We start from the raw sequence: 26,876 nt of genomic DNA, 5'->3' as shown, positions 1-26,876 counted from the left end.
TTTTTTCACAGGAGTTCCGGGTGGACGATTACCAGCAGACGATACGCACCTTGTCCGATCGCATTGTGCTGGCGCAGACGCCGATTCGAATCCTCGACGCGGTGAAGTGGGACGAGAACATCCGCAAAGGTTTTCTCAAGACCAAGGGCAAGGAAATGCCCGCCGTGGACCGCGACTATTACCTCAACCGACCGCTGTCGTTCGATTCCAGCAAAGTGAAGCTGGAGTTTCAGAACATCGAGCGCGACATCACCCGCCAACTCGGGCAGTTCAACCCGGTTGGCCAGATCATGCGCCGCATGTGCAAGGAATACCGCATGGTGGTGCGCATGCTCGAAGCGCGCGGCACCGAGGACTTCGGGCTGATTTCCCAGGAGCTGTATGGCGCGGCGTCCGACGCCTTCCACGCCGGTGACCCGACCCTGGCCGACCTGGGGCTGATGCTGTCCGATTACCTGAACAACATCGATGGCCGTGGCGACCTGAAGGACGAGCCCAAGGTCCTCAGCGCCAAGGAAGCCGTGAGCCTGTTGCAGCATCGCCTCAACCGGGTGTTCGGCGAAGCCGAGGAGACCATCCGCGTGTTCGAGTCCGATGGGATCGTGGCCGACGCGGCAGCGGGCGCCGACTACATCAAGATCCGCACCGACGCGATGTTCAACGAGCGCGATGTGCGCGCCCTGGAGGTCCATGAAGGGCTGGTGCACGTCGGCACCACCCTCAACGGGCTGAACCAGCCGATCTGCACCTTCCTGTCCAAGGGCCCGCCCTCGTCGACAGTGACTCAGGAAGGCCTGGCGATCCTGATGGAGATCATCACCTTCGCGTCCTACCCGAGTCGCTTGCGCAAGCTCACCAACCGTACCCGCGCCATTCATATGGTGGAAGAGGGCGCCGATTTCCTGCAGGTCTACGAGTTCTTCCGTGAACAGGGCTTTGAAATGGCCGAAAGCTACGGCAACGCCAGCCGGGTTTTCCGTGGTTCGGTGCCGACCGGACTGCCGTTCACCAAAGACTTGTCCTACCTCAAGGGCTTCATCATGGTTTACAACTATATTCAGCTGGCCGTGCGCAAAGGCAAGCTGGAGCAGGTGCCGTTGCTGTTCTGCGGCAAGACCACCCTGGAGGACATGCGCACGTTGCGCCAGTTAGTGGATGAAGGCCTGGTCGTACCGCCCAAGTACCTGCCCGACCAATTTCGCGACATGAACGCGCTGTCGGCCTGGATGTGCTTCTCCAACTTCTTGAACCACCTGAGCCTGGACCGGATCGAAGCGGATTATTCCAATATCCTTTGAATAACACCCCATCCTTTGTGGGAGCGAGCCTGCTCGCGAAAGCGGTATTGTGGTCAACATTGATGTTGAATATTCAACCGCTTTCGCGAGCAGGCTCGCTCCCACAGGGGACCGTGTTTCAACCTGAGTTTTAGCGAGGCTTCACCGGATGCGAACCCTCGGCATCATTTGCCTGCTGCTGGCCCTGAGCGGTTGCAGCTCCCTGCTGTTCTACCCCGAACGCGGCCTGCCGTTTACCCCGGAACGGGCCAAGCTTGACTACCGCGACGTCACCCTGACCACCGCCGATGGGCTGAAGCTGCGGGGTTGGTGGCTGCCGGTGAAGCCGGGTGTAGAGGTCAAGGGCACGGTGCTGCATCTTCACGGCAACGGCGGCAACCTGGCCTGGCACCTCGGCGGGAGCTGGTGGTTGCCGGAGCAGGGTTATCAAGTCTTGATGGTCGATTACCGTGGCTATGGCGTTTCCGAAGGCGAGCCGAGCCTGCCGGCGATCTACCAGGACATCGACGCCGCGTTCAATTGGCTCGACCAGGCGCCGGAAGTGCGGGGCAAGCCGTTGGTGCTGCTCGGCCAGAGTCTCGGTGGCGCGCTGGCGGTGCATTACCTGGCCGAGCACCCGCAGCGCCAGCAGCAGCTCAAGGCCTTGGTGCTCGACGGCGTGCCCGCCAGTTATCGTGATGTAGGGCGTTTCGCTCTTGGCACCTCATGGCTGACCTGGCCACTCCAGGTGCCGCTGTCGTGGCTGGTGCCGGACGGCGACAGCGCCATCGGCTCGATCGCGCAATTGAGCGGCGTACCGAAACTGATCTACCACAGCCTCGACGATCCGATCGTGCCCCTTTCCAACGGCATCCGCTTGTATCAAGCTGCGCCGCCGCCACGGGTGCTGCAACTGACCCGTGGCGGGCATGTGCAGACCTTCGCCGACCCAACCTGGCGAACCGTGATGCTGCGCTACCTCGACGACCCCCGGCACTTTTACGGCCTGCGCCGCCTGGGCGAAATTCCGAATTACCCGAAATCACCCGTTGAATCACCTGAGAATCCGCAATGAGCGAAGAACGTAACGCCATCCCCCTGATAATCACAGGTATCTGCAGCATCCTCGGCACCGTCGCGGCGCTCTGGTACTACGGCTACCTGCATTTCGCCAAGCCCGAGGATGCGTTGCTGCTCAACGAGTTCACCATGCTCAAGACCGTTCCGGGGGAGGACTACAAGGTTTCCCTGGAGCCGGCGCCGCAAGTGGCCCAGTGCATCGAGGGCGTGCTGGTGTTGTTCGACACCGAACAGAAAGGCCTGACCGGTGTGCTGATCAACGAGAAGAAGCGCGCGGTGCGGTGCATGGGGCAGGAGACCCCACAAAAACTTCAGCCTTAAGCGAGACCCCTGTGGGAGCGAGCTTGCTCGCGATAGCGGTGGTTCAGCAGCATTGATAGTGCCTGACACTCCCCTATCGCGAGCAAGCTCGCTCCCACAAGGATCGTGTGCAGCCTAATAAATTTGATCATAAAAAAGCCCCGCCTGATTGAAGTCAGGCGGGGCTTTTGAGTTGCAGTCAACCGATCAGTTGGCGCTCATGGTCGAACGCGGGGCGACGGGCTGGTTGTCGTTGGAGATGGTGACCTCCACGCGACGGTTCATGGCGCGGCCCGAGACGCTGGTGTTGTCGGCGACCGGGAATTCCTTGCCGTAGCCCTGAGTCACGATGCGGGCCGGGTCGACGCCCATTTTCACCAGGGCGGTGCGCACGGAGCTGGCGCGGCGTTCGGACAGCGATTGGTTGTAGGAGTCCGAACCGGTGCTGTCGGTGTAGCCTTCGATGATCACCTTGCGATCCGGGTTTTCCTGGAGGAACTGCGCCAGTTTGCTCACGTTAGTCATACCGCTGGTACGCAGGTCCGACTTGTTGGTGGCAAACAGCACGTCGCCGAAGGTCACCAGCGTACCGCGCTCGGTCTGCTTGGCGTTGAGGCTGTCCTGCAACTGCTTGATCTGCGCGTTGCGGGCTTCCAGCAGTGCGCGGGCGCGTTCGTCACCGGCGTTTTTCAGCTCGGCTTCGGCGTTGCGCAGGGCAATGGTCTGCTTGGCCACTTCGACACGCTGGTTGGTCAGGTAGGCCAGCTGGTCGACCTTGGCTTCGTCCTCGTTATCCATGTAGGCCTTGTCGGCCTTGGCGAGAAAATCGGCAGCGTCCTTGGTTTCCAGGGCCGCGACCTTGGTGGCCGCCGGGTCGGCCTGCAAGCCGTTGTAGTTGGTGCGCGCCTGTTCCAGGTTCGCGTTCGGATCGTGGGAGCAAGCGGCCAGGGCTACGCAGGCGGCAAGCAGGGCGGGCATCATGAAATGTTTGTGCGTCATAGTCTGTCGTCCTTTTATCAATGAGAAATGCGTCGTGGCTCGAACCGGGTCACTGGACCTTGTTCATGCCTTCCTGACGCAGTTCCTGAACCCCTTTCTGGGAATCCTTGAGGGCCTGTTCGGCCTTGGCGGCCTGGGCCTTGCGCTCGGCGACGCGGGCATCCCATTCGGCCTGTTCGGCCAGACGCTTGGCCTCTTCGTAATTCTCGTCGTGCATGGCGATCTCGGCCTGCTTGAGCTTGTCCTGGGCCGATTTCATTTCCACGGCGGCAAACTCGGTGCCGCCAGCGCTGACGGCGCTGTTGACCGCAGATTGCGTGACCGCGTATTGCTCCGAAGGTGGGTTGCCGGCACAACCGGCCAGAATGAAGCTGCTACCGATAGCCAGGGCAGCCAACTTCAGGCCGCGCAGGCCAGTGGATGAGGGTTTGGCAGTGCAGGTATTCATAGGCTTCAACTCCATTGGAAAACTCCTGAAAAAAACACCATTCCATGCTGGGACCGAAGCCGTGACGTCTGTTTTGGCGCTGGCGCCAGGGCGCGTTTTTTTAAACGGCCGTTCCAGTATGGTTATTCGGTGTGACCCGAGGCGTTTTTCAAAAGTTCAGGCAAGGATGGCCATTCGCCAAAAGAAATACTGACTGATTGGTCAAGCGCCAAAAAGCTGAACTTTCATGGCGGGCAGCGGTATTCCAACGCGACTGGGACAGGCTCCGCGCTGGAATTTCGCACGCTGGAAAGGGCGGCAATCAGTGTTTGGATTTGTCGCTGTGGGAGGAAAGTTCGCGCAGATGACGGCGTGACAGCGCGAGAAAACGTGGCGTCGGGCCCACGTCTTCATACAGCGGATCACCTTCCTCATCGGTCGATACGACTTGCGATCCCTTGACGTAGGGGAAGCTGGCTTCCAGCTCTTCCAACGCGGCGCCGATCAGCTCCCCGAGCAGTTCTTCGGGCTGACGCTTGGGGTACATGTCGCAGATGGCCGCCAGGCGCGCAGCGGCCTCTACATCGAGATGAATCGTGTAGCCGGTCTGGGTCAGGCGACCCTTGGCATTTTCTTCCCAATGCTGGGCAAGCTCACGGATTTTCATGATGACCTCAATAGCCCTGCTTATGGCAGGCGCGACAGTGACAAGCCGTTGTGTGGCTTATCTTGAGACTAGCTTTGTCCGACAAGGTTTAATGTCCCTTCGTCGCTTGTCATAAACGATCAGCATCGGCACTCTCTCCTACAAAGCTGTCCGGACCTTTTGCTGGAGAACTGCTGATGACCGATATCGATGCCCGCCTGCGCGAGGATGTCCACCTGCTCGGCGAGTTGCTGGGCAACACCATTCGCGACCAGTACGGGGACACCTTTCTCGACAAGATCGAGCAGATCCGCAAAGGCGCCAAGGCGGACCGACGTGGTTCCATGGACGCCGAACTGAGCGCCAGCCTCAATCAGTTGAGCGAGGAGGAATTGCTGCCGGTCGCGCGAGCGTTCAACCAGTTCTTGAACCTGGCCAACATCGCTGAGCAATACCAGTTGATTCATCGGCGCGAAGAATCCAAGCCTGCGCCGTTTGAAGCGCGAGTGTTGCCCGAGTTGCTGGCACGCTTGCGCGCCGAAGGCCACAGCGCCGAATCGCTGGCCCGGCAGTTGGGCCGGCTCGATATCGAGTTGGTCCTCACCGCCCACCCCACGGAAGTCGCCCGGCGTACGCTGATCCAGAAATACGACGCCATCGCCGCGCAACTGGCGGCCCAGGATCACCGTGACCTCACCAGTGCCGAGCGCGCGCAGATCCATGAGCGCTTGCAAAGATTGATCGCCGAAGCCTGGCACACCGAAGAAATCCGCCGCACCCGGCCCACGCCCGTGGACGAGGCCAAGTGGGGCTTTGCGGTGATCGAGCATTCGCTGTGGCAGGCCATCCCCAATTACCTGCGCAAGGCCGACCAGGCCCTGCACGCCGCCACCGGGCTGCGCTTGCCGCTGGAAGCCGCGCCGATCCGCTTTGCCTCCTGGATGGGCGGCGACCGGGATGGCAACCCGAACGTCACCGCCGCGGTCACACGCGAAGTGCTGTTGCTGGCGCGTTGGATGGCGGCGGACCTTTATCTGCGCGATGTCGATCACCTGGCGGCCGACCTCTCCATGCAAAAGGCCAGCGAGGCCTTGCGCGCCCAGGCCGGTGATAGCGCCGAACCCTATCGCGCGGTACTCAAGCAATTGCGTGAACGCCTGCGGGCCACCCGCAACTGGGCCCAGGCCTCCTTGAAAGCCACTACGCCGGCCTCTTCCGAAGTGTTGCAGGACAACCGCGAACTGCTCGATCCGCTGGAGTTGTGTTATCAGTCCCTGCACGAGTGCGGCATGGGGGTGATTGCCGACGGGCCGCTGCTCGATTGCCTGCGCCGCGCGGTGACCTTCGGGCTGTTCCTCGTGCGCCTCGATGTGCGCCAGGATTCGACGCGCCACACGATGGCCATGACCGAGATCACCGATTACCTCGGGCTTGGACGCTATGAAGACTGGGACGAAGAGCAGCGCATCCGTTTTCTGCTGGATGAGCTGAATAACCGACGTCCGTTGTTGCCGCCGCATTTCAAACCGTCCGCCGACACTGGTGAGGTCCTGGCGACCTGTCGGGAAGTCGCGGCGGCGCCGGCGGCGTCCCTGGGTTCCTACGTGATCTCGATGGCCGGTGCCGCTTCCGATGTGCTGGCAGTTCAATTGCTGCTCAAGGAAGCCGGCGTGTTGCGGCCGATGCGGGTGGTGCCGCTGTTCGAAACCCTCGCCGACCTGGACAACGCCGGGCCGGTGATGGAGCGCCTGCTGGCGTTGCCGGGTTATCGCTCGCGCCTGCAAGGACCCCAGGAGGTGATGATCGGCTATTCCGATTCAGCCAAGGACGCCGGGACCACGGCGGCGGCGTGGGCACAGTATCGAGCGCAGGAGCGACTCGTGGACATCTGCCGCGAGCAGCAAGTCGAACTGCTGTTGTTTCATGGTCGCGGGGGTACGGTAGGCCGTGGCGGTGGCCCGGCGCACGCGGCGATCCTGTCGCAGCCGCCAGGTTCGGTGGCGGGGCGGTTCCGCACCACTGAGCAAGGCGAAATGATTCGTTTCAAATTCGGCCTGCCGGACATCGCCGAACAGAACCTCAACCTTTATCTCGCCGCGGTGCTGGAAGCGACCCTGCTGCCACCGCCGCCGCCCACGCCAGAATGGCGCCATTTGATGGACGAATTGGCCGCTGACGGCGTCAGTGCCTACCGCGCGGTGGTGCGGGAAAATCCGCAATTCGTCGAGTATTTTCGCCAGTCCACGCCGGAGCAGGAGTTGGGTCGTCTGCCCTTGGGCAGCCGTCCGGCCAAGCGTCGCGCCGGGGGGATCGAGAGCTTGCGGGCGATTCCGTGGATCTTCGGCTGGACCCAGACCCGCCTGATGCTGCCAGCCTGGCTCGGTTGGGAAACCGCCCTGGGCAAGGCGCTGGAGCGCGGCGAGGGTGAATTGCTGGGGCAGATGCGCGAACAATGGCCGTTCTTCCGCACCCGCATCGACATGCTGGAGATGGTGCTGGCCAAGGCCGACGCCGATATTGCCCAGTCTTACGATGAGCGTCTGGTGGAACCGGCATTGCTGCCGTTGGGCGAGCATTTACGCGACCTATTGTCGCAGGCCTGCTCGGTGGTCCTGGGGTTGACCGGCCAGTCGCAGCTACTGGCACATAGCCCAGATACCTTGGAATTCATTCGCCTGCGCAACACTTACCTCGACCCCTTGCACCTGTTGCAAGCCGAACTGCTGGCACGTTCGCGACAGCAGGACGTTGCCCAAGGCAGCCCCGTGGAACAGGCATTGTTGGTGTCTGTAGCCGGGATCGCCGCCGGTTTGCGCAACACCGGCTGACGTCGGGTCGTTACCCGCGACAACTCGCCCGGCTCGTCCGGGCGTAGCCGTTTATGGAGAACGACAGGTCGGCCAGGCGACAGTTTGTTGTCAGGTTGCGACTCTCGCCACCTCGTACGAAGGTCGCGTTCGACGCGGGTTCCTCCGACTTTCGGCGGCTTGTGTGGGTCGGGCCTGCTGTGTATCTTGATCAGCCTTTGGCCGTTTGGGCGGCCACGATCCTGTTTTCCGAGATTGGCCCCACGAGGCGAATCCGAGCGTTTACATAAAAAAATTGAGGAGCACATCGATGCGCGTCATTCTGCTGGGAGCTCCCGGGGCCGGTAAAGGTACTCAGGCAAAGTTCATCACCGAAAAATTCGGTATCCCGCAAATCTCCACCGGCGACATGCTGCGTGCGGCGGTCAAGGCCGGCACCGAGCTGGGCATCAAGGCCAAGAGCATCATGGATGCCGGCGGCCTAGTGTCGGATGACCTGATCATCGCCCTGGTCAAGGATCGTATCGCTCAACCTGACTGCGCCAATGGCTTCCTGTTCGATGGTTTCCCGCGCACCATTCCACAGGCTGAAGCCCTGGTGAGCGCCGGCGTCGAGCTGGATGCAGTCGTTGAAATCGCCGTCGAGGACGAAGAAATCGTCCAGCGCATCGCCGGTCGACGTGTTCATGAGCCGTCCGGCCGTGTCTATCACACCGTCTACAATCCTCCAAAAGCCGAAGGCAAGGACGATGTGACGGGTGAAGAACTGGTGCAGCGCAAGGACGATACCGAAGAAACCGTGCGTCATCGTTTGTCGGTCTACCACTCCCAGACCAAGCCGCTGGTGGATTTCTACCAGAAGCTGTCGGCTGCCAACGGCAAGCCGAAATACAGCCATATCGAAGGCGTCGGTTCGGTTGAGGCCATCACTGCCAAAGTGCTTGCGGCCTTGAGCTGAAAAGTCTGATCGGCAGCAACAACTACGGCCCGCTTGCGGGCCGTAGTTGTTTATACTGGCGCACTTTTTCCCCACCTGATTTACGGACACATTAATGAGCACCTTGCTGGCCCTGGACACCGCGACTGAAGCTTGCTCCGTTGCTTTGCTGCACAACGGCAAGGTCACGAGCCATTACGAGGTGATCCCGCGTTTGCATGCGCAGAAATTGCTGCCGATGATCCAGCAGTTGCTCAGCGATGCCGGCACCAACTTGCAAGCGGTGGATGCAATCGCCTTCGGTCGCGGGCCCGGGGCTTTCACCGGTGTGCGCATCGCCATCGGCGTGGTGCAGGGCTTGGCCTTTGCCCTGGAGCGCCCGGTGCTGCCGGTGTCGAACCTGGCGGTGCTGGCCCAGCGCGCCCTGCGCGAACACGGTGCGCGCCAGGTCGCCGCAGCGATCGATGCGCGCATGGACGAGGTGTATTGGGGCTGCTATCGCGAAGCGAACGGCGAGATGCGCCTGGCGGGGCCTGAAGCGGTATTGCCACCCGAGGCGGCGGCGCTGCCGGCTGAGGCGAGTGGTGATTGGTTCGGCGCCGGTACGGGCTGGGGTTATGCCGAGCGGATCGGTGTCAGCCTTGTTGGCCAGGACGCCTCGATGTTGCCCCATGCCGAAGACTTGCTTGCGCTGGCACGCTTCGCCTGGGAACGCGGCGAGGCCATTGTGGCCGATGATGCCCAGCCGGTTTACCTGCGGGACAAGGTAGCAACGCCAAAATCCGAGCGGCTCTGACCTCAAGCGAACGGCCTTCGTGGCGAGGGAGCTTGCTCCCGCTGGGACGGTCCGACGCTTCGGGCGGAGCGGCCCCGACCTTGGTGTGAAAGCCAACTATCGAGCGAGTGCTACGCACTCGAGCGGGAGCAAGCTCCCTCGCCACAAGGGCATCGACCAATTTCAGATTTGCGCTTGAAAAGTCATTTCTCTAACTAAAAGTCACACGCCACATTGCCAGTCGTCACTTTTCCGGCCCGTTTTTAAACCTTTTTGGCTTTCTGTGTTCTAGTTATCACTTGCGCGTTTGCGCGGCTACGAATGTGCCGCTAAATTGCCATCATTGATACCGAGCATTCTGTCATGCGTATAGACGGCGTTTCATCCCAGTCCTACCCGATCAAGCGTCGGCCTCGTGCGGGTAAATCCGCTGAGCCCGAAAACTTCGATGATATCGATGGCGACCTGGAATTTCCGTCCGAAGAGCAACTGGCCGCACGTGCCGCCAAAGCCTCTGCGCAGCGCCTGAGCAATCTCCCCGCCCGTCAGCAGGACATGCTGTATCACCGCGCCATGAGCCGCAGTGTCGCCACGGCCCTTGCCAGTTATTTGAGCACTGCCGGTTTTGTCGACTGGGATATGGAAGTGCTAGGGCTCGACCTCTACATCTGATGCGGTTGCCTTATTACCTGGGCTGCCCATCCTGGAGCGAAAACGCCTGGCGCGATTATCTTTATCCCCAAGACGCAAAAAGCTCCGACTTCCTGAACCTCTATAGCCAGGTTTTCAATGCCGTGGAAGGCAACACGACCTTCTATGCGAGCCCGTCTGCGGCCACTGTCCAGCGCTGGGCGGAAATCATGCCCGAGCATTTTCGTTTCACGGCCAAGATCCCGGGCGACATCAGCCATGGCGGCGACTTGCGTGAACACCTGACCGCCACTGAAACCTTCGTTCAACTGCTCAGCCCGCTGGGCAAGCGCGTCTCGCCGTTTTGGCTGCAGCTGTCCAAGGCCTTCACGCCCAATCGGATGCAGGAGCTGGCGGCGTTTATCGACGCGTTCCCGAGCCCGTTGGCGGTCGAGGTCCGTCACGACGAGTTTTTTGCCAAGGGCGATGCCGAGCGCCGGCTCAATCGCCTGTTGCTCGATCGCGGCGTGGAACGCATCTGTCTCGATCCACGGGGCTTGTTCAGCTGCGCCTCGACCGATCCCTCAGTGCTTGATGCGCAATACAAGAAGCCTCGGGTGCCTACGCGGCCAGCGGCTTTCACTCAATGCCCGCAGGTGCGCTTCGTCGGCCATCCAGTGGTGGAAGCCAACGAGCCGTTCCTGACGCCCTGGGTGGAAAAAATCGCCGAGTGGATCGAAGAAGGGCGCACCCCGTACATGTTCCTGCACACCGCCGACAACCTTCTGGCGGCAAAGCTCGCGATGCGTTTTCACAGCCGCTTGATGAACCGTTTGCCTGGCTTGCCGGCCCTGCCTGAGCTATATAGAGAACCCGCCGCCGAGCAACTGGGATTGCTCTAAGGCAAACCCTCCCATTGCTCAGGAGCGACTCTGATGGATGCACAAACCCGGCGAGCCCAGGCGTTCAAGGCCCTGCATGAACGCGAAGGGGCCTTTGTAATTCCCAATCCGTGGGATGCCGGATCGGCGAAGATGCTCGCCAGCCTTGGCTTCGAAGCCTTGGCGACCACCAGTGCCGGCCACGCTTTTTCCCTGGCGCGGCCCGATGGTGCTCTGGGCCTGGATGACACCCTGGCCAACGTGCGAGCGATTGTGGCGGCCACGGATCTGCCAGTTGCGGTCGACCTGGAAAACGGCTTTGCCGATGCGCCCGACGCATGCGCGGCCAGCCTGCTGCGTGCGGCAGAGGCCGGGGCGGTGGGGGGCTCCATCGAGGACGCCACCGGGCGCGAAGACAGCCCGATCTATCGTTTCGATCAAGCAGTGGCGCGGGTCAAGGCCGCGGCCGAGGCGGTGCGCAGCCTGCCGTTCCCGTTCATGCTCACCGCCCGCGCGGAAAATTTCCTGCACAACAAACCCGACCTGGACGACACGATCCGACGCCTCAAGGCGTTCGCCGACGCAGGCGCCGACGTGTTGTACGCGCCAGGATTGAGCAGCGCCGAACAGGTCCTCGCGGTGGTACAAGCGGTGGCGCCCAAACCGGTCAATGTGCTGATGTCCGGCGCCCTGGACCTTACCGTGGCGCAGTTGAGCGAACTGGGCGTCAAGCGCATCAGTGTCGGCTCGGCGTTGGCGCTGGCGGCCTATGGCGAGTTCTTCCGCGCCGCGCAGGAAATCCAGGAGCAAGGCACGTTCACCTTCACCCGTCGCTCGATGCCATTCAAGCAGGCCAATCAATTATTCAAGGGCTGATGCCCGGGGCGTTGTCGTGCGGTTTTTCAAAGGTTTGATGGTGGTGCTGCTGATCGTCGGCGCCGCAGTGCTTGGCGTATGGCGCGGCTGGTTGTCGGTGCCGCCGCAATGGAATCCCTGGGCGCCGCTGGACGTCAGCGCCCCGCCGAACATGCTAACCCGCTACAAGCTGATGGCCCTGCGCAACGACCCACAACTGTGCGACCAAGCGCTCGCTACGTCAGGGCTTCGGACCTCTCGCCAGGCGGACAGCGGCGCCAACACCACCTGTCCGTTGACCAATGTGTTGCGAGTGCAGGGCGGCGAGGTGGCGCTGAGCAGCAGCTTCCTGGCCAGTTGCCCGCTGGCCGTGGCTTTCGCGTTGTTCGAGCGTCATGCGCTGCAGCCGGCGGCAACGGCGGCCTATGGGCAGAAAGTCACGCGGGTCGATCATCTGGGCAGCTTTGCCTGTCGCAACATGTACGGCCGTGAGAGCGGGGCGCGCAGCCAGCACGCCACCGCCAGCGCGCTCGATATTGCCGGGTTTCGCCTGGCCAATGGGAAAGCGATCAGCGTGCTCAGGGACTGGCCGAAAGACAACACCGATGCGCAGTTCCTGCGGCAGGTGCGAGATGGCGCCTGTGAGATGTTCAGTGTGGTGTTGAGTCCGGACTACAACGCGGCGCACCGCAACCACTTCCATCTGGATGTAGGGCCGTGGTGGATCTGTCGGTAAGAATCAGGCGGCGATACGAAGGTTCTGCAGAACGATCGGACGTGCCCAACGGGTATCGAAATCGAGTTGCTTCTGCTGCGCCACCAATTCCTCTTCCGGGAACGGAGGGAACGGTTTATCCAGCAAGTCGAGTTCGAACTCGGCGATCGGCAGGTGCAATGGCCGCGGGTGCGGCGCCGGGCCCGGTTCCGACTGTGGCTGGCCGGCTGTGAGGACGATCGGGCGAACCCAGTTGCTCTCGAAGGTTTGCTGCTTTTGCTGGGCAACGATTTCTTCGGGCGGGAACGGTGGGAACGGCTTGTCCAGCAAATCCAGTTCGAACTCGGCAATCGGCAGGAACAACGGCTCTGGCGGCTTGACCTGGGTTTCCTTCACGTCGCAGGTGCGCTGGCTGACGATGTGCTCCAGCAGCTCGGCGCCAAGGGTCGGTTCAACCGCTTCATCGAGGGCGACGGGCTGGTAGCTGCCAGGCGCCGGTGCGTTTTCACCCAGTTGATCGGCCAGGGCCCGGGCAAAAAAATCCTGCCACAGGTGACTGACGCCGCTCAGCGCTTGGGTGTTACGCAGGCTGTAATCGCCGTAAGGGGAGATAACGCCTATCGATGTGGATTGAATGTCTGACATTTTTCTCGGTCGACGCTCAGCTCTGGCAAAATGCCGTTCACCGTTGTTATCGGCTGGTTTTGCCGATCCTTAATTTTTTCGAGCGTGTTTTCATGATTGAGCAACCCGCGGCCTGCCGCATCCATGTCGAGGCCTTGATTCCGGCGTTCCAGCCCCAGGCCGAACAATGGGCAGAGCGGCTTGGCCTGCCTTTGCAAGTGGACGATGGCGAGTTTGCCTTGCAGGTCGGCGAGCAGGGATTGCAATTGCAGCAATTGGGTCCGGACGCGCCGGGACCGGTGCGGGTGGATTTCGTCGAGGGTGGCGCGGCCCATCGGCGCTTGTACGGCGGTGGCAGCGGTCAGATGATCGCCAAGGCGGTCGGTGTCGCCCAAGGTGTGCGTCCGCGGGTACTCGACGCCACGGCCGGGTTGGGCAAGGACGCGTTTGTGCTGGCGAGCCTGGGCTGCGAAATGAGCCTGATCGAGCGCCAGCCGCTGATCGGTGCACTGCTGGAAGATGGCCTGGCCCGTGGCGCGGAAGATTTCGACGTGGCGCCGATCGTGGCGCGCATGCGTTTGCTCAAGGGCAACTCCATCGAGGTGATGCGCCATTGGGAAGGCGAGCCGCCCCAGGTGATCTACCTGGACCCGATGTTTCCCCATCGAGAGAAAACCGCCCTGGTGAAAAAGGAAATGCGCCTGTTCCGACCTTTGGTGGGCGATGACAATGACGCACCGGCGCTGCTGGCCGCGGCGCTGGCGCTGGCGACCCACCGGGTGGTGGTCAAGCGCCCGCGCAAGGCGCCTTGCATCGAAGGGCCGAAGCCGAGCCATGGGCTCGAGGGCAAGTCCAGTCGGTACGATATCTATCCCAAGAAGGCGCTCAAGGCTTGAAACCGAGGCGCCCCCGTTCGCGAGCGGGCTCGCTCCCACACGGAACACCACGATCCCTTGTGGGAGCGAGCCTGCTCGCGAATGAAGCCCCCAGGTGATGGCGCTTGGGAACTAGGGCCGATAGGCCCGCATGAACAACCCCACCACTTCCTGCACATGAGCCTCGGCCGCCTCGGCGTCTTGCGGTCCGTCGCAGCCGTACAGCAACCTGAAGTTGGCCGCCCCCTTGATCAGGCAGAAAAAATGCTCGGCGGCATTTCGCGGTTTGTCGATGCTCAAGGCGCCGCTCTGGTTGACCTTGCTCAATAACCGCTCCATGCCGCAGAGCATGCGTTGCGGGCCGGCCTCGTAGAAAATCGTCGAGAGCTTCGGATCCTGACTACCCAGGGCGACCATTAGCCGATGCAGATTCACCGACTCGTCGCTGTTGATCAGTTGATTGAAGCCCCGGGCGATGTTCATTAACACGTGCTCGATCGGGACGCCTTCGACCCATTCGAAGAACAGCGGCGGCACTTGCTCTTCGCACTTGGCGATCACCGCGGCGGAAAACAGCGTTTCCTTATCGTTGAAGTGGCTGTAGACCGTCAGCTTCGATACACCGGCCTCGGTCGCCACCGCATCCATGCTGGTACTGGCGTAACCCAGGCTCAGGAAGAGATTTTTGGCCGCATCGAGAATGGCCTGGCGTTTGGCCAGATCCTTCGGACGACCAGGGCCGCTGGGAGGGGGAGGATTGTTCGACATTCTTCGCTTTAATACTGGACTGGTGAGTTTGCTATTAATAACATACCCGCCAGTATAATTATTCCAAGCATCATTAGCGAAAGGTCATCCACCATGTTCCGCTATGTCCTGCCCCTCGCCGTGCCAGTCAGCCTGGCTTTTTTATTGTCTGCGTGTGGCCACGAGGAGCCGGTGGCCGTCACCGTCCGCCCGGCCATGGTGGTCAAGCCCGAGCCCTCGGCCCAGGCGATGGACAGTTATCCTGGCGAAGTGCGGGCGCGATTCGAGCCGGACCTGGCCTTTCGCATCGGTGGCAAAGTCAGCCGACGGCTGGTGGAGGAGGGGCAGCGGGTCAAGGCCAATCAACCCTTGGCTGAACTCGATCCCGAAGACGTGCGTCTGCAACTCGAGGCGAGCCGGGCCCAGGTCGCTGCCGCCGAGGCCAACCTGAGCCTGGTGCGTGCCGAGCGTGACCGCTACAAGACCTTGATGGAGCGGCAGATGGTCAGCCGCTCCCAATACGACAACGCCGAAAATCTCTTTCGCTCCGGGGCCGCGCGGGTCAAGCAGATCAAGGCTGAATTCGACGTTGCCAGCAACCAGGCCAGCTATTCGATTTTGCGTGCGCCCCAGGATGGCGTCGTGGCCCGGCGTTCGGTAGAAGTGGGTCAGGTCGTGTCGGCCGGTCAAACCGTCTTCACCCTGGCCACCGACGGTGAACGCGAGGTGCTGATCAGCCTGCCGGAGCAGAGTTTCGGTCGGTTCAAGATTGGCCAGCCGGTTTCGGTCGAGCTGTGGAGCCAACCTGACCAGCGCTTTAGCGGACGTATCCGCGAACTCTCGCCGGCCGCCGATCCCAGATCCCGCACCTTCGCCGCTCGTGTCGCCTTCACCGCCGGCAGCGTCCCGGCGGAACTGGGCCAGAGCGCCCGGGTGTTTATCCAGAATGCCGAAAAGGTCCCCCTGTCAGTGCCGCTGTCGGCCCTCACCGCCGAGAACGGCGCGACTTATGTCTGGGTGGTCAACCCCGACAACACCCTCAAGAAAGTCCCGGTGCGTGTCGGTGCCTTTGGCGAAAACAACGTGCCGGTGCTTGAAGGCCTGGGTGCCAATGACTGGGTGGTGGCCGCTGGCGTGCATGTGCTCCTGGACGGCCAGCAGGTGCGGCCGGTGGATCGCTCCAACCGCGTAGTCAACCTGGCGGCCAAGGAGTAACCCCCGATGGGCTTCAATCTTTCCGAATGGGCGTTGCGGAACCGCCAGATCGTACTGTTCCTGATGCTGTTGCTCGCAATCGTCGGGGCGCTTTCCTACACCAAGCTTGGCCAGAGCGAAGACCCGCCGTTCACCTTCAAGGCCATGGTCATTCGCACGATCTGGCCAGGCGCCACGGCTGAGGAAGTGTCGCGCCAAGTCACCGAGCGCATCGAAAAGAAGCTGATGGAAACCGGCGATTACGAAAAGATCGTCTCGTTCTCCCGCCCGGGCGAATCCCAGGTGACGTTCATGGCTCGCGACTCCTTGCATTCCAAGCAGATTCCCGAGCTGTGGTATCAGATCCGCAAGAAAATCAGCGATATCCGGCATACCTTGCCGCCGGGTATCCAGGGGCCGTTCTTCAACGATGAGTTCGGCACCACGTTTGGCAATATCTACGCACTCACCGGTGACGGCTTCGATTATGGCGTGCTCAAGGATTATGCCGACCGCATCCAGATCCAGCTGCAGCGGGTCAAGGATGTGGGCAAGGTCGAATTGCTCGGCCTGCAGGACGAGAAAATCTGGGTCGAACTGTCGAACGTGAAACTGGCGACCCTCGGCCTGCCGCTGGCGGCGGTCCAGCAAGCCCTGGAAGCGCAGAACGCGGTGTCTACGGCCGGATTCTTCGAGACCGCCAGCGAGCGATTGCAGCTACGGGTTTCCGGGAATTTCCAGACCGTGGAAGAGATCCGTGACTTTCCGATCCGCGTGGCCGACCGCACCTTCCGCATCGGCGATGTAGCAGACGTGCGTCGCGGCTTCAACGATCCACCCGCGCCGCGCATGCGGTTCATGGGCGAAGATGCCATCGGCCTGGCCGTGGCGATGAAGGAGGGCGGTGACATCCTTGTGTTGGGCAAGGCCCTGGAAGTCGAGTTTGCCCGCATCCAGAACACGCTGCCGGCGGGTATGCAATTGCGCAAGGTTTCCGACCAGCCCGCGGCGGTGAAGACCGGTGTCGGCGAGTTCGTCCAGGTGCTGGTGGAAGCGCTGACCATCGTGTTGCTGGTGAGCTTTTTCTCCCTGGGGCTGCGTACCGGGATGGTGGTGGCGCTGGCGATTCCGCTGGTGTTGGCGATGACCTTCGCCGCGATGTACTACCTGGGGATCGGCTTGCACAAAATCTCCCTCGGCGCGCTGGTCTTGGCCCTGGGGCTGCTGGTGGACGACGCGATCATCGCCGTGGAGATGATGGCGATCAAGATGGAGCAAGGCTTCGACCGGATCAGGGCGGCCAGCTACGCCTGGACCAGTACGGCGTTTCCGATGCTCACCGGGACCTTGATCACCGCGGCGGGCTTCCTGCCGATCGCCACCGCCCAATCGGGCACCGGCGAGTACACCCGTTCGATTTTCCAGGTGGTGACCCTCGCACTGTTGGCTTCCTGGGTGGCTGCCGTGGTATTCGTGCCGTACCTGGGGGAAAAACTCCTGCCGGACCTGGCGAAGATTCATGCGGCCAAGCATGGCACGGTGGACGGCCAGCCCGATCCCTACGGTACGCCGTTCTACCAGCGTGTACGGCGATTGGTGGAGTGGTGCGTGCGTCGGCGCAAGACCGTCATCGCGTTGACCGTGCTGCTGTTCCTGGGCTCGGTGGTGCTGTTCCGTTTTGTGCCGCAGCAGTTTTTCCCGGCGTCGGGGCGCCTGGAGCTGATGGTCGATTTGAAATTGGCCGAGGGCGCTTCGTTGGTCAACACCGCCGAGCAGGTCAAGCGCCTGGAAGCGCTGCTCAAGGACCACGCCGGCATCGACAACTACGTCGCTTATGTCGGCACCGGTTCACCGCGTTTCTATTTGCCCCTGGACCAACAACTGCCGGCGCCGAGCTTCGCCCAATTCGTGGTGTTGGCCAAGACCATCGAAGACCGCGAGCCGTTGCGCAGTTGGCTGATCACCACCCTGAACGAGCAGTTCCCAACCTTGCGCTCGCGGGTGACGCGCCTGGAGAACGGTCCGCCGGTGGGCTACCCGGTGCAGTTTCGCGTGACGGGAGAGCACATCGAGGAGGTGCGGGCCCTGGCGAGGAAAGTGGCGACAAAAGTCCGGGAAAACCCCTACGTTGCCAATGTGCATCTGGACTGGGAAGAGCCCAGCAAAGTGGTCTATCTGAACATCGACCAGGACCGTGCGCGAGCCTTGGGGGTGACAACCGCGAGTCTGTCGAGCTTCTTGCAAAGCTCCCTCACCGGATCCAGCGTCAGCCAGTACCGGGAAGACAACGAGTTGATCGAGATTCTGCTGCGCGGCACGGTGCATGAGCGCACCGAGCTGTCGCTGTTGCCAAGCCTGGCGGTGCCGACCGACAACGGCACGACCGTTGCCCTGTCGCAGATCGCCACGCTGGAGTATGGCTTTGAAGAGGGCGTGATCTGGCACCGCAACCGCCTGCCGAGCGTGACCGTTCGGGCCGATATCTACGGCAAAGAACAGCCGGCGACCCTGGTGCAGCAGATTTTCCCGACCCTGGATCCGATCCAGGCGGAACTTCCGGATGGTTATCTGCTTGAGGTGGGTGGCACGGTAGAGGACTCGGCCCGAGGCCAGAAATCGGTGAACGCCGGTGTGCCGTTGTTCATCGTGGTGGTGCTGACCTTGTTGATGCTGCAACTGCGCAGCTTCTCTCGCACGGCCATGGTCTTCCTCACCGCGCCGCTGGGGTTGATCGGCGTGACGCTGTTCCTGTTGGTGTTCCGCCAGCCGTTCGGTTTCGTTGCAATGCTTGGCACCATCGCCTTGTCCGGCATGATCATGCGCAACTCGGTGATCCTGGTGGATCAGATCGAACAGGATATCAAGGCCGGGCTTGCCCCGTGGCAGGCGATCATCGAAGCGACGGTGCGACGGTTCCGCCCGATCGTGCTCACCGCGCTGGCGGCGGTGCTGGCAATGATCCCGCTGTCACGCAGCCTGTTCTTCGGCCCGATGGCGGTGGCGATCATGGGGGGATTGATCGTGGCAACGGCATTGACGCTGCTGTTCCTGCCGGCGTTGTATGCGGCGTGGTTCAGGGTCAAGAAGACTTGAACCGATTCTGATAGCACTGAAAATCAAATGTGGGAGCGAGCCTGCTCGCGATTGCGGTGCTACAGCCAACAGAGATGTTATGGCTGATACCGATATCGCGAGCAGGCTCGCTCCCACAGTGTTTTTGCGCTTGGCTTAGAGAGTGCCAAAAACCTTCTTCGCCAAACTGGTCGCCGCAGCCGCCGGATTCTGGCGAATGGTGGCTTCCTGTTTTGCGATCATCTCGAACAAACCATCCAGCGCCTGTTCAGTCACATAGTTCTCGACATTGGCGCTCTTGGCATCGACCACTCCTAGTGTCGCGGCTTGGCCGGCAAAGGCGTTGTATTGCTGGGCCAGGCCGACCTTGTCGGTGGCTTGCTTGACGATGGGCAGGAACTTGGCGCGAATCTGCTCGCGGCTGCTCTTGTTCAGGTACTGGGTGGCCGAATCGTTGCCGCCGCTCAATATGCCCTTGGCGTCGCTCACGCTCATGTTCTTCACGGCGTCGACCAGGATCGGCTGGGCCTGCACCACCGCGGCTTCGGCCGCCTGGTTCATGCTGGTTTCCAGCTGATCCACCTGGTCGCCCATGCCGAAGGCTTTCATCTTGCTGGCGACTTTGCCGAGCTTGCCTGGCAATTCAATCTTGACGTCCGGGTTGTTGCTGAACCCGCCTGGGGTGCCCAGCTGCTTGACCGCCACCTGGGCGCCCTGGGTCAGGGCATCCTTGAGACCACCCGTGGCGTCTTTCTGGGAAAGGTCGCCGAGGGACAGGGCCATGGCATTGGCGCAGATCAACAGGCCGGCGCACAGGCCGGTGAAACGAAGGGTAAAGCGGAGCATGGCAGCTTCCTTGAAGAGTGGAACAGGAATCAGCGTGCAGCGTTGACGCGAATCTTCAACGGCTGCGGATCTTTGCCATCGAGCTGCACGGTGTGTTGTTCAGTGCTGATGAACATCAACTGGCCGTCGACTTCGATGCGGGCGCTCACGGCATAACGGTGGCCGGGCTTGACCTGCGCCGGATCATAACTGAGCTTGAATGGTAATGGGACTTGGCCTTTGACGGGGCCCCGCTGCTCATCGACCGTCACGGCTGGCGCGTCGGCGAGGGAGACGTCTTGCAGGCTCACGGTCAAGGTAGCAGTGGGCGGTAAGGCGATGCGTTGCAGGTAGAACACCTCGCCGTCGAGGCTGTTCTTGCTGGCCAGCGGCGTGCTGGAGCAGGCGCTGAGCAACGTGGCAGCAGCGACGAGAAGAAGCTTTTTCATGGGGACATTTCCATATTGGGGGCCCCAGTGAAATCCTGGGGCCTGTGACAGAATCAATCCTGGGTGACTGGCGTGTCCGGAGCCATGGCGTCTTCACTGCGATGCAACGCCACCTGGCGGATCGACAAGCGAATCTCCGCCGGCAACACACGCTTGGCCGCGCCTTCGGCCAATTCGCCGAGCAGCTCGTGATAGCTTAGCTTGCCCGCTTCATCACGGCGCAGTACGTCGAGGTCGAGCATCGTCTGGATGAAGTGGCGGAACAGGCTCTTGTCGAAGAACTCCGGCGCGTTGAGTCCGTGCAGGATCGACAGCCGCTGGGCCATGACGGTGCAGAGGTCTTCCAGTTCTTCGGCGCTGATGCTGTTCTGCCCGCTGTTGAGCAGCAGCGAAACGGTCATGTAGAAGCGCTGCAATGTCTGGGCGATGCTCTTCGATAGCAAGGTCAGCAGCACAAAGTGTCGAGAACTTGGAACAGGACGCAAGTACAGGTCTTTCTCGAAACGCAGCAGGCCCTGTTCGACGAACGCTTCAAGCCACTGGTCGACCACATCGTCCAGTTCTTCCAGCGACCAGCGAATGAACAGCTCCGATTGCAAGTACGGATACAGGGCTCGTGTATAACGCAGGATCTGTTCGCGGCTCATGCGCGAGCTGCTCTGGAAGAAGCTCGCCAGCAGCGCCGGAAGGGCGAAGATGTGCAGCACGTTGTTGCGGTAGTAGGTCATCAACACGGCGTTCTGTTCATCCAGATACAGAATCTTGCCCAAGGCATCGCTCTGTTCCGACAGCAGGTCCATGCCTTTGACATGCTCGATCAACGCCCGGCCGTCGCCCTCAGGCAAGGTGGTGTGGGGCGAATAGGGCACTTTGCGCAGCAGCGCGAGGTACAAGTCCAGCACGCGGGCCATGGCCTGGTCGTCGAGAGCCAGTCGGCTGGTGGACAGCAATGCCAGGGCGACAAGGTTGACCGGGTTGATAGCGGCGGCCTCGTTCAGGTGCCGCGCCACGCGTTCGCCGAGGCGGTTGGTGGTCGCGTTGAGCCAGGCCGGCTTGAATTGCGGGCCCAGCTCTTGCTGGCGCCAGCCAGGTTGCTCGCCGTCGAGGAATTCCGCCAGCTTGATCGGCTCGCCGAAGTTCACCGCCACTTGGCCGAAGCGTTGCTTGAGGGCGCCGATGACCTTGAAGATGTCGAAGATCGACTCCTTCTTCTTGCTCGCGCCGCGCAGTTCGCCCAGGTAGGTACGGCCTTCCAGGACCCGCTCATAACCGATGTACACCGGCACGAAGACGATGGGCATGCGTGACGAGCGCAAGAAACTGCGTAGGGTAATGGCGAGCATGCCGGTCTTGGGTTGCAGCATGCGCCCGGTGCGCGAACGGCCGCCTTCGACGAAGTACTCCACCGGGAACCCCTTGGTGAACAGCGTGTGCAGGTATTCGTTGAACACGGCGGTATAGAGCGGGTTGCCCTTGAACGTGCGGCGCATGAAAAACGCCCCGCCGCGGCGCAGCAGGCTGCCGATCACCGGCATGTTCAGGTTGATGCCGGCGGCGATGTGCGGTGGCGTCAGGCCATTGCGAAACAGCAGGTACGACAGCAGCAGGTAGTCGATATGACTGCGGTGGCAGGGGACATAAATGACTTCATGGCCTTGGGCAACGTTTTGCACGCCTTCGATGTGGTTGACCTTGATGCCGTCGTAGATCTTGTTCCAGAACCAGCTCAGCACCACTTCCAGGAAGCGGATGGCCGTGTAGGTGTAGTCCGAGGCGATCTCGTTGCCGTAGCGCAGGGCCTGGGCTTTGGCTTTCTCCGGCGAGATCTTCTCCCGCTCGGCTTCTTCGGCGATGGCCTGCTTGACCAGCGGCTGGTTCAACAGACCCTTGACCAGATGGCGTCGGTGGGAGATGTCGGGACCGATGACCGCCGCTTTCAAGTTGCGAAAGTGTACCCGCAGGATCCGCTGGGCCATGCGCACGGTGCGTTCGTGGCCTTTATCGTGCTCGATCAGTTCGCGCAGATGGATCGGGGCGGAGAACTGCACGCGGGTCTTGCGCCCCAGGATCATGATGCTCAGCAATCGGCGCAGGCGTCCGGTGACCGCCCAACTGTCGGCGAACAACAGTTTCCACGGGCTGGATTCGCTGTCGGGCGATTGGCCCCAGAACACGCTGACCGGAATGATCTGCGCGTCCTCGGCGGCGTTGTGGGTCAGCACGTCGACCAGCCGCGTCAGGGTGGGCGGCGCACCGCGTTTATCCTGGCGCCCGAGCCAGTCCGGTGCCGGCGTCAGGTAGAAAAATGCCGCCGGCTCCAGCAGGTTGCCCACCGAGACCGGCAGTACCGGGCGCGGCAGGCCGGCCTTGGTGCATTCGGTGTCGAGCACCGCCAGGTCGGTCAGCGAAGGGTCTTGCAGGACGTAGAACACGGGGCGACTGCGGTCGAGGTTGAGGGTAAAGGACGACTGATTGATCGTCTCGGAGCGAACCCAGAGATATAAAAGTCGGCGCAAGGTGCCAAACACAAGACGGCGGAACGGGGAGCGGGTCATACGGCTTCTGCATGAGTGAATGGGATGGAGCGGGCGCCAGTGTGCCGGATTCGTCGAAAATCGGCAAAAAAGCACCGAAGTAAAGTCAGTTGAGAGTTTTTCCGGGTGTCATATACTCGGCCGGTTACTGCCCGGGGCTTCCCCATGGACGTTCGGACGGTGGCTTAGGTTCGTACGGCTTTGCCTTTTCAATCGGGCGGGAAAAGCCGACTTAACAATAAGAAAACAGGAGTGAGCATCATGGCAACACGCGAAACCGGCAGTGTGAAGTGGTTCAACGACGCCAAGGGCTACGGCTTTATCCAGCGCGAGGGCGGAGCGGATGTGTTCGTGCATTACCGCGCGATCCGTGGCGAGGGCCACCGCTCACTGACCGAAGGCCAGCAGGTCGAGTACGCGGTCGTGGAAGGCCAGAAGGGCCTGCAGGCTGAGGATGTGGTGGGTTGTAAGCCGCATTCACCGGCAACACAAAACCCTGTGGGAGCGAGCCTGCTCGCGAAAGCTGTGTATCAGACAATGACTCATTAACTGTCACACCGCTTTCGCGAGCAGGCTCGCTCCCACATTAGATCAGCGCTGGGCGCTAAATCACGCCGTTTTCCAGGTAATCTCTTCTTCCCCATCGGCGCTGATGCGGATCCAGCGGTCCGCCGATTCTTCCCCTTCTTCTTCCACCCAGGAGCCGGGCGCGCAGCGCACTTCGACGTTCAGCGCGGCGAAGGCGGCGCGGGCGCAGGCAATGTCGTCTTCCCACGGGGTCTGGTCACTTTCCAGATAGAGGCTGTTCCATTTTCCTACGGCCTTGGGCAGCCAGGTCACCGGAATGTGGCCAGCCTTGCACTTGTAGGTCTGGCCTTTCTGTACCCAGTCGCTGCATGGGCCCAGGGCCTCGCCTAGCCAGTGGGCGATGGCCCTGTGGTCAACGTCGGCGTCCTTCAGGTAAATCTCGATATCGGGTTGGCGCATGGATGTCCTCACTGTGGTCTTGAAAAATCCATTCGCGGATTTAGCTGGCCCCAAGCGATTGCCAGGGGCCAAAGGTTAATTATTGAACAATGAAATAATCGTAGCGCATCGACACCGTGACTTCGAACGGCTCGGCCTGTTCGATCACGTTGGCGCGGCGCTCGGCGCTGGCGCGCCAGCCGTGGGGCGTCATCGCCAGCAGATTGGCGCGGTCCTGGCCGCTGTCGAGCGTCAGCTTGAATTCCAGGGTTTCGCTGTGATCCAGCGCCATGCCGGGCGGCACCAAGGCCAGGTGCTTGTCGTCCGTGTACCCGCGCACTTCGTCGTACAGGCGCTCGCGCAATTCCATCAGGTGGCCGGCGGTAGGGCCGACTTTCATCAGGCCGCCGCCGGGGCTGAGCAAGCGCTTGGCCTCTTGCCAATCCAGCGGGCTGAACACACTCGCGAGGAACTGGCAGCAGCCATCCGCCAGCGGCACCCGGGCCATGCTGGCGATCAACCAGGTAAGCCGCGGGTTGCGTTTGCAGGCGCGCTTGACCGCTTCGCGGGAGATGTCGAGGGCATAGCCATCGGCGTTGGGCAGGGCATCGGCGATTTGCGCGGTGTAGTAGCCCTCACCACAACCGATGTCGAGCCAACGTCCAGGTGCCCGTTCGGCCGCCAATTCGGCCAGGCGCCGGGCGACCGGGGCGTAGTGCCCGGCGTTGAGAAAGTCGCGGCGAGCTTCGACCATCGCCTGGTTGTCGCCGGGGTCGCGGCTGTTCTTGTGCTGCACCGGCAACAGGTTCAGGTAACCCTGCCGCGCACGGTCGAACCGGTGGCCGGCGGGGCACACGACGCCGTTGTCCACGGCGTTCAGCGGTTCACTGCAGATCGGGCAGGCGAGCATCAGGCGAGCAACTTGATCAGCGTCTTGTAGTAGATCTCGGTGAGCACGTCGAGATCAGCCGCCAGCACGCGTTCGTTGACCTGGTGGATGGTCGCGTTGACCGGCCCCAGCTCCACGACTTGCGTGCCCATGGTGGCGATGAATCGACCGTCGGACGTACCGCCGCTGGTGGAGGCTTTCGTCTCGCGGCCCGTCACGTCCTTGATGCTCGATGACACGGCGTCCAGCAGGGCACCCGGCTCGGTGAGGAATGGCAGGCCGGACAAAGCCCAGTCGATGTGCCAGTCCAGCTGATGCTTGTCGAGGATATCGGCGACGCGCTGTTGCAGGCCCTCGACGGTGGATTCAGTGGAGAAGCGGAAGTTGAACACCGCTTCCAGATCGCCGGGGATCACGTTGGTCGCGCCGGTGCCAGAGTTCAGGTTGGAGATCTGGAAGCTGGTCGGTGGGAAGAAATCGTTGCCATGGTCCCAGTGCTCGGCGGCGAGTTCGGCCAGGGCCGGCGCGGCCAGGTGGATCGGGTTCTTCGCCAGGTGTGGATAAGCCACGTGACCCTGTTTGCCGCGTACGGTGAGTTTCGCGCCGAGGGAGCCGCGACGGCCGTTCTTGACCACATCGCCCACCAGCGTGGTACTCGACGGCTCGCCGACGATGCACCAGTCCAGGCGCTCCTGGCGGGCCTTGAGGCGTTCGACCACGGCTTTGGTGCCGTGGTGGGCCGGGCCTTCTTCATCGCTGGTGATCAGGAAAGTCAGCGAGCCCTTGTGGTCCGGGTAGTCGGCGACAAACCGCTCGGCCGCCACAACCATCGCCGCCAGGCTGCCTTTCATGTCCGCCGCGCCGCGGCCGCAGAGCATGCCGTGTTCGTCGATGACCGCATTGAACGGGTCGAGCTGCCACGCCTGCACCGGACCGGTCGGCACCACATCGGTGTGGCCGGCGAAGCACAGCACCGGGCCGTCCTGCTTGCCATGGCTGGCCCAGAAGTTATCCACATCCTCGATGCGCATCGGCTCCAGCTTAAAACCGGCGTCGCCCAGGCGCTGCATCATGATTTTCTGGCAATCGGCATCCAACGGCGTCACGGACGGACGGCGGATCAGGTCGATGGCGAGTTGCAGGGTTGGCGAAAGGTCGGCGTGGGCCGTCATGGAAGCTCCGGGAATAATGTGGACGCAAGGCTAGTGCGGGAGCAGGCTGGCTCGCGCAAAATGGCGGTTATCTTATAGCAAAACGACTCTCATGGGCCCCTGGTGCTGGTCGGTTGGAACACAAATCCTGTGGGAGCGAGCCTGCTCGCGATGGCGGTGGATCAGTCGATACTCTATTGACTGGATTGACGCCATCGCGAGCAAGGGGAAATTGGTGGGATTCAATTCGCGAACAGCTCGAATTGCCACGGCAAAGCCCTATAATGCGCGCCGGTTTTTGGGGTAACGGTCATGAGTACAGAAGATCCACGGTTTGCCGGCATCGCCCGTTTGTATGGCATCGAAGGCCTGGAGCGCCTGCGGGCGGCCCATGTGGCAATTGTCGGTGTTGGCGGCGTCGGATCCTGGGCGGCGGAAGCCATTGCCCGTTGTGGCGTGGGCGAGATTTCGCTGTTCGACTTGGACGACGTCTGCGTCAGCAACGCAAACCGCCAACTACACGCCCTGGATAGCACCGTCGGCAAGCCCAAGGTCGAGGTGATGGCCGAGCGGCTGCGCGGCATCAACCCCGATTGCACCGTGCATGCAGTCGCGGACTTCGTCACCCGCGACACCATGGCCGAGTACATCACGCCGAACATCGACTGCGTGATCGACTGCATCGACAGCGTCAATGCCAAGGCCGCGCTCATCGCCTGGTGCAAGCGCCGCAAGATCCAGATCATCACCACCGGCGGCGCGGGCGGGCAGATCGACCCGACGCTGATCCAGGTCTGTGACTTGAACCGCACCTTCAATGACCCGCTGGCCTCCAAGGTGCGCTCGACCTTGCGCCGCGACTACGGCTTCTCCCGCACCGTGACCCGCCACTACAGCGTGCCGTGCGTGTTCTCCACCGAACAACTGCGCTACCCGAAACCGGATGGCAGCATTTGCTTGCAGAAGAGTTTTGTCGGAGACGGCGTCAAGCTCGACTGCGCCGGCGGGTTCGGCGCGGTGATGATGGTCACGGCGACGTTCGGCATGGTCGCGGCGACCAAGGCTGTGGATAAGATTGTCGCGGGCGTGCGGCGGCCGGCGGACAGGGTCAAACCCGGGGAGTGATGCAGCGCAGTTGACTAAGGGAGTGATGACCTGTGGCGAGGGAGCTTGCTCCCGCTGGGCTGCGCAGCAGACCCATTAATGTGAGCGCTTCGCGCT

The 26,876-nt window shown here is 61.9% G+C and carries 25 protein-coding genes and 1 pseudogene; 15 read left to right on the top strand and 11 right to left on the bottom strand.

Features of this window, described 5'->3' with window-relative positions:
• The first annotated feature begins 20 nt into the window (after nucleotides 1-20).
• From J3Q04_RS20050 to J3Q04_RS20040, 3 genes are all read left to right on the top strand, one after another.
• Entirely contained in the window at nucleotides 21-1,298 is a 1,278-nt protein-coding gene (locus tag J3Q04_RS20050) for a flavohemoglobin expression-modulating QEGLA motif protein (protein WP_420764206.1), read from the top strand.
• Between the two features lie 148 nt (nucleotides 1,299-1,446).
• Nucleotides 1,447-2,352: an alpha/beta hydrolase gene (locus tag J3Q04_RS20045; protein ID WP_434609782.1), complete on the top strand. Its 906-nt coding sequence runs from the start codon at nucleotides 1,447-1,449 to the stop codon at nucleotides 2,350-2,352.
• On the top strand, nucleotides 2,349-2,678 hold the full coding sequence (locus J3Q04_RS20040; protein ID WP_434609784.1) for a hypothetical protein: 330 nt from the start codon (nucleotides 2,349-2,351) through the stop codon (nucleotides 2,676-2,678). The genes J3Q04_RS20045 and J3Q04_RS20040 overlap by 4 nt, the downstream gene beginning before the upstream one ends.
• Nucleotides 2,679-2,864: 186 nt before the next feature.
• Here the strand turns inward: J3Q04_RS20040 and J3Q04_RS20035 are convergent, their stop codons facing one another.
• The 3 genes from J3Q04_RS20035 to J3Q04_RS20025 form a co-directional block, all read right to left on the bottom strand.
• Nucleotides 2,865-3,656 carry an OmpA family protein gene (locus tag J3Q04_RS20035; protein ID WP_420764209.1) on the bottom strand — a complete coding sequence of 264 codons (792 nt, stop codon included), beginning with the start codon at nucleotides 3,654-3,656 and terminating at the stop codon, nucleotides 2,865-2,867.
• 49 nt (nucleotides 3,657-3,705) lie between these two features.
• A complete protein-coding gene (locus J3Q04_RS20030) occupies nucleotides 3,706-4,119 on the bottom strand; it encodes a DUF4398 domain-containing protein (RefSeq protein WP_014336761.1) in 414 nt (137 codons plus the stop codon).
• Between the two features lie 286 nt (nucleotides 4,120-4,405).
• On the bottom strand, nucleotides 4,406-4,750 hold the full coding sequence (locus tag J3Q04_RS20025) for a pilin assembly protein (protein ID WP_420764210.1): 345 nt from the start codon (nucleotides 4,748-4,750) through the stop codon (nucleotides 4,406-4,408).
• A 176-nt stretch (nucleotides 4,751-4,926) separates the two neighbouring features.
• Here J3Q04_RS20025 and ppc point away from each other — a divergent pair, with 176 nt between their 5' ends.
• The 7 genes from ppc (at nucleotide 4,927) to J3Q04_RS19990 (ending at nucleotide 12,350) form a co-directional block, all read left to right on the top strand.
• On the top strand, nucleotides 4,927-7,557 hold the full coding sequence (ppc, locus tag J3Q04_RS20020) for a phosphoenolpyruvate carboxylase (protein WP_434609786.1): 2,631 nt from the start codon (nucleotides 4,927-4,929) through the stop codon (nucleotides 7,555-7,557).
• 289 nt (nucleotides 7,558-7,846) lie between these two features.
• Entirely contained in the window at nucleotides 7,847-8,494 is a 648-nt protein-coding gene (adk, locus tag J3Q04_RS20015) for an adenylate kinase (RefSeq protein ID WP_420764212.1), read from the top strand.
• 94 nt (nucleotides 8,495-8,588) lie between these two features.
• Nucleotides 8,589-9,269 (top strand): tRNA (adenosine(37)-N6)-threonylcarbamoyltransferase complex dimerization subunit type 1 TsaB, encoded by a 681-nt coding sequence (gene tsaB, locus J3Q04_RS20010; RefSeq protein ID WP_434562505.1) that lies wholly within the window; start codon nucleotides 8,589-8,591, stop codon nucleotides 9,267-9,269.
• 342 nt (nucleotides 9,270-9,611) lie between these two features.
• Nucleotides 9,612-9,920, top strand: coding sequence for a hypothetical protein (locus J3Q04_RS20005; protein ID WP_420764214.1), 309 nt, complete (start codon nucleotides 9,612-9,614; stop codon nucleotides 9,918-9,920).
• Entirely contained in the window at nucleotides 9,920-10,780 is an 861-nt protein-coding gene (locus J3Q04_RS20000) for a DUF72 domain-containing protein (RefSeq protein ID WP_434609789.1), read from the top strand. The genes J3Q04_RS20005 and J3Q04_RS20000 overlap by 1 nt, the downstream gene beginning before the upstream one ends.
• A 33-nt stretch (nucleotides 10,781-10,813) precedes the next feature.
• On the top strand, nucleotides 10,814-11,635 hold the full coding sequence (locus J3Q04_RS19995; protein ID WP_434609792.1) for an isocitrate lyase/PEP mutase family protein: 822 nt from the start codon (nucleotides 10,814-10,816) through the stop codon (nucleotides 11,633-11,635).
• 16 nt (nucleotides 11,636-11,651) lie between these two features.
• Nucleotides 11,652-12,350, top strand: a complete 699-nt coding sequence (locus tag J3Q04_RS19990; RefSeq protein ID WP_434562511.1) for an extensin-like domain-containing protein — start codon at nucleotides 11,652-11,654, stop codon at nucleotides 12,348-12,350.
• A 3-nt stretch (nucleotides 12,351-12,353) separates the two neighbouring features.
• On the opposite strand, the gene J3Q04_RS19985 is transcribed toward J3Q04_RS19990, so the two are convergent.
• A complete protein-coding gene (locus J3Q04_RS19985; protein ID WP_420764218.1) occupies nucleotides 12,354-12,974 on the bottom strand; it encodes an energy transducer TonB in 621 nt (206 codons plus the stop codon).
• A gap of 92 nt (nucleotides 12,975-13,066) precedes the next feature.
• Here J3Q04_RS19985 and J3Q04_RS19980 point away from each other — a divergent pair, with 92 nt between their 5' ends.
• Nucleotides 13,067-13,849: a class I SAM-dependent methyltransferase gene (locus J3Q04_RS19980; protein ID WP_420764219.1), complete on the top strand. Its 783-nt coding sequence runs from the start codon at nucleotides 13,067-13,069 to the stop codon at nucleotides 13,847-13,849.
• 111 nt (nucleotides 13,850-13,960) lie between these two features.
• Here J3Q04_RS19980 and J3Q04_RS19975 read toward each other — a convergent pair whose 3' ends face one another.
• Complete coding sequence (locus J3Q04_RS19975) at nucleotides 13,961-14,596, bottom strand: TetR/AcrR family transcriptional regulator (protein WP_434609795.1); 636 nt, start codon at nucleotides 14,594-14,596, stop codon at nucleotides 13,961-13,963.
• 93 nt (nucleotides 14,597-14,689) lie between these two features.
• On the opposite strand from J3Q04_RS19975, the gene J3Q04_RS19970 reads away from it, so the two are divergent.
• Together J3Q04_RS19970 and J3Q04_RS19965 are read left to right on the top strand one after the other, a co-directional pair.
• Entirely contained in the window at nucleotides 14,690-15,790 is a 1,101-nt protein-coding gene (locus J3Q04_RS19970) for an efflux RND transporter periplasmic adaptor subunit (protein WP_420764221.1), read from the top strand.
• 6 nt (nucleotides 15,791-15,796) lie between these two features.
• Complete coding sequence (locus J3Q04_RS19965; RefSeq protein WP_434609798.1) at nucleotides 15,797-18,862, top strand: efflux RND transporter permease subunit; 3,066 nt, start codon at nucleotides 15,797-15,799, stop codon at nucleotides 18,860-18,862.
• 135 nt (nucleotides 18,863-18,997) lie between these two features.
• On the opposite strand, the gene J3Q04_RS19960 is transcribed toward J3Q04_RS19965, so the two are convergent.
• The 3 genes from J3Q04_RS19960 to plsB are packed head-to-tail and all read right to left on the bottom strand — an operon-like array spanning nucleotide 18,998 to nucleotide 22,670.
• Nucleotides 18,998-19,687: a DUF4197 domain-containing protein gene (locus J3Q04_RS19960; RefSeq protein ID WP_434562515.1), complete on the bottom strand. Its 690-nt coding sequence runs from the start codon at nucleotides 19,685-19,687 to the stop codon at nucleotides 18,998-19,000.
• 29 nt (nucleotides 19,688-19,716) lie between these two features.
• Complete coding sequence (locus J3Q04_RS19955; protein WP_420764223.1) at nucleotides 19,717-20,115, bottom strand: YbaY family lipoprotein; 399 nt, start codon at nucleotides 20,113-20,115, stop codon at nucleotides 19,717-19,719.
• 53 nt (nucleotides 20,116-20,168) lie between these two features.
• The gene (gene plsB, locus J3Q04_RS19950; protein WP_434562517.1) at nucleotides 20,169-22,670 is read right to left on the bottom strand and encodes a glycerol-3-phosphate 1-O-acyltransferase PlsB; all 2,502 of its coding nucleotides are present in this window, start codon (nucleotides 22,668-22,670) and stop codon (nucleotides 20,169-20,171) included.
• Nucleotides 22,671-22,910: 240 nt separating this feature from the next.
• On the opposite strand from plsB, the pseudogene J3Q04_RS19945 reads away from it, so the two are divergent.
• Nucleotides 22,911-23,108: pseudogene (locus tag J3Q04_RS19945) on the top strand (cold-shock protein); the annotation flags it as partial.
• Between the two features lie 150 nt (nucleotides 23,109-23,258).
• Here the strand turns inward: J3Q04_RS19945 and J3Q04_RS19940 are convergent.
• The 3 genes from J3Q04_RS19940 to dapE form a co-directional block, all read right to left on the bottom strand.
• The gene (locus J3Q04_RS19940) at nucleotides 23,259-23,636 is read right to left on the bottom strand and encodes a hypothetical protein (RefSeq protein ID WP_434609802.1); all 378 of its coding nucleotides are present in this window, start codon (nucleotides 23,634-23,636) and stop codon (nucleotides 23,259-23,261) included.
• Between the two features lie 79 nt (nucleotides 23,637-23,715).
• A complete protein-coding gene (locus J3Q04_RS19935; RefSeq protein ID WP_434609804.1) occupies nucleotides 23,716-24,525 on the bottom strand; it encodes a putative RNA methyltransferase in 810 nt (269 codons plus the stop codon).
• Nucleotides 24,525-25,676, bottom strand: a complete 1,152-nt coding sequence (dapE, locus tag J3Q04_RS19930; RefSeq protein WP_434562521.1) for a succinyl-diaminopimelate desuccinylase — start codon at nucleotides 25,674-25,676, stop codon at nucleotides 24,525-24,527. Before dapE ends, J3Q04_RS19935 begins: the two co-directional genes overlap by 1 nt.
• 291 nt (nucleotides 25,677-25,967) lie before the next feature.
• Between dapE and tcdA the strand changes: the two genes are divergently transcribed.
• The gene (gene tcdA / locus J3Q04_RS19925) at nucleotides 25,968-26,780 is read left to right on the top strand and encodes a tRNA cyclic N6-threonylcarbamoyladenosine(37) synthase TcdA (protein ID WP_053182857.1); all 813 of its coding nucleotides are present in this window, start codon (nucleotides 25,968-25,970) and stop codon (nucleotides 26,778-26,780) included.
• Nucleotides 26,781-26,876: the final 96 nt, after the last annotated feature.

Origin of the sequence: Pseudomonas sp. D4-21 (assembly GCF_051132125.1) — a bacterium.
Lineage (GTDB): Bacteria > Pseudomonadota > Gammaproteobacteria > Pseudomonadales > Pseudomonadaceae > Aquipseudomonas.
Note: the sequence above shows the minus strand (reverse complement) of the source record. Positions and strands in the feature narration are given on the sequence as shown.

Bases quoted from the DNA above. Each gene is read 5' to 3' on its own strand.
- J3Q04_RS20045 (WP_434609782.1), top strand. From the start codon at position 1,447: ATGCGAACCCTCGGCATCATTTGCCTGCTGCTGGCCCTGAGCGGTTGC.
- J3Q04_RS20040 (WP_434609784.1), top strand. From the start codon at position 2,349: ATGAGCGAAGAACGTAACGCCATCCCCCTGATAATCACAGGTATCTGC.
- J3Q04_RS20035 (WP_420764209.1), bottom strand. From the start codon at position 3,656: ATGACGCACAAACATTTCATGATGCCCGCCCTGCTTGCCGCCTGCGTA.
- J3Q04_RS20030 (WP_014336761.1), bottom strand. From the start codon at position 4,119: ATGGAGTTGAAGCCTATGAATACCTGCACTGCCAAACCCTCATCCACT.
- J3Q04_RS20025 (WP_420764210.1), bottom strand. From the start codon at position 4,750: ATGAAAATCCGTGAGCTTGCCCAGCATTGGGAAGAAAATGCCAAGGGT.
- ppc (WP_434609786.1), top strand. From the start codon at position 4,927: ATGACCGATATCGATGCCCGCCTGCGCGAGGATGTCCACCTGCTCGGC.
- adk (WP_420764212.1), top strand. From the start codon at position 7,847: ATGCGCGTCATTCTGCTGGGAGCTCCCGGGGCCGGTAAAGGTACTCAG.
- tsaB (WP_434562505.1), top strand. From the start codon at position 8,589: ATGAGCACCTTGCTGGCCCTGGACACCGCGACTGAAGCTTGCTCCGTT.
- J3Q04_RS20005 (WP_420764214.1), top strand. From the start codon at position 9,612: ATGCGTATAGACGGCGTTTCATCCCAGTCCTACCCGATCAAGCGTCGG.
- J3Q04_RS20000 (WP_434609789.1), top strand. From the start codon at position 9,920: ATGCGGTTGCCTTATTACCTGGGCTGCCCATCCTGGAGCGAAAACGCC.
- J3Q04_RS19995 (WP_434609792.1), top strand. From the start codon at position 10,814: ATGGATGCACAAACCCGGCGAGCCCAGGCGTTCAAGGCCCTGCATGAA.
- J3Q04_RS19985 (WP_420764218.1), bottom strand. From the start codon at position 12,974: ATGTCAGACATTCAATCCACATCGATAGGCGTTATCTCCCCTTACGGC.
- J3Q04_RS19980 (WP_420764219.1), top strand. From the start codon at position 13,067: ATGATTGAGCAACCCGCGGCCTGCCGCATCCATGTCGAGGCCTTGATT.
- J3Q04_RS19975 (WP_434609795.1), bottom strand. From the start codon at position 14,596: ATGTCGAACAATCCTCCCCCTCCCAGCGGCCCTGGTCGTCCGAAGGAT.
- J3Q04_RS19970 (WP_420764221.1), top strand. From the start codon at position 14,690: ATGTTCCGCTATGTCCTGCCCCTCGCCGTGCCAGTCAGCCTGGCTTTT.
- J3Q04_RS19965 (WP_434609798.1), top strand. From the start codon at position 15,797: ATGGGCTTCAATCTTTCCGAATGGGCGTTGCGGAACCGCCAGATCGTA.
- J3Q04_RS19960 (WP_434562515.1), bottom strand. From the start codon at position 19,687: ATGCTCCGCTTTACCCTTCGTTTCACCGGCCTGTGCGCCGGCCTGTTG.
- J3Q04_RS19955 (WP_420764223.1), bottom strand. From the start codon at position 20,115: ATGAAAAAGCTTCTTCTCGTCGCTGCTGCCACGTTGCTCAGCGCCTGC.
- plsB (WP_434562517.1), bottom strand. From the start codon at position 22,670: ATGACCCGCTCCCCGTTCCGCCGTCTTGTGTTTGGCACCTTGCGCCGA.
- J3Q04_RS19940 (WP_434609802.1), bottom strand. From the start codon at position 23,636: ATGCGCCAACCCGATATCGAGATTTACCTGAAGGACGCCGACGTTGAC.
- J3Q04_RS19935 (WP_434609804.1), bottom strand. From the start codon at position 24,525: ATGCTCGCCTGCCCGATCTGCAGTGAACCGCTGAACGCCGTGGACAAC.
- dapE (WP_434562521.1), bottom strand. From the start codon at position 25,676: ATGACGGCCCACGCCGACCTTTCGCCAACCCTGCAACTCGCCATCGAC.
- tcdA (WP_053182857.1), top strand. From the start codon at position 25,968: ATGAGTACAGAAGATCCACGGTTTGCCGGCATCGCCCGTTTGTATGGC.